This window comes from Vibrio sp. 811, from assembly GCF_033339195.1.
This window is the reverse complement of record NZ_JAWOUB010000209.1, coordinates 1-871: the sequence shown is the minus strand read 5'-3', so window position 1 is coordinate 871 and position 871 is coordinate 1. Positions and strand designations below refer to the sequence as shown.

The 871-nt window shown below is 39.6% G+C and carries 1 pseudogene; it reads left to right on the top strand.

The features are described 5' to 3' along the window. Nucleotides 1–309: 309 nt before the first annotated feature. A pseudogene (locus R7Q46_RS25870) lies at nt 310–871 on the top strand (sugar transferase); the annotation flags it as partial.

Below are 871 nucleotides of genomic sequence, written 5' to 3'. Positions count from 1 at the left end.
TGGTGAGGGAGATTCGAAAAAAGCGCTTTATCAAAAACTAATCAACCTCGGATATAACTGCGTAATATAGTGAATTAGATAATCATTTAATTTCGAGGCAACATAATATATCGCAAACATAGTTTGTCGAATTCATTGATATAGTTACGTCAAGATTCAAAAACAAGCCATAAGTAAGGACTCAGGTTCAAGAAAATTCTCAAAGTTACAAGCATGTTCTGGATTAAGGGATATAATTTCTATACGAATTAAATTATAATCGCCGACTTGTAAGCAATTGGCTAGCCGAAAACAACTTATTCCATTCCTATGACAGACAGTATGAGCGACACGCTTCAAGAACGAGAAGCAACTGAATTAGCTAAGAATAATTCTATCAGCATAACATCAACATTGGACGAGTTATCAGCAAGCGAAACCGATGCTTGTATCTATATCTACTGTCCAAAAGAAGACGAAACAAAGATTGCTCAGGTACTTAAGAGACATCCTGAGATTAACGCTCAAGTTAATAACTATGCCCTTAGGGATTTCAAGAGTAAAACGCTTTGCCACTTCAAAAGCTCACACCTAAACCCTGAGCAGCAAGCGTTTCTTGTAGCTGCGACAGAACTAGGGGCTTGGGTTGAGCCTCTAGTGAGCTACTTTGATCGTTCACTTGGCTACACTGAAACTGAGCTCTTGCATAGCGGCTACTTCTTACACCAAAAAGCTTTTTCTATCCTCTCTAATCGTAAGAACAGCGGGCAAATGCGCTTCATCGATCTCTTGTTTGTTTTTATGCTGTCATGGGTTGCTATCCCAGTAGGGCTTATTACGGCACTGCTCATTAAGCTTGAGTCACCAGGCCCAGTATTCTTTAAACAGCGTC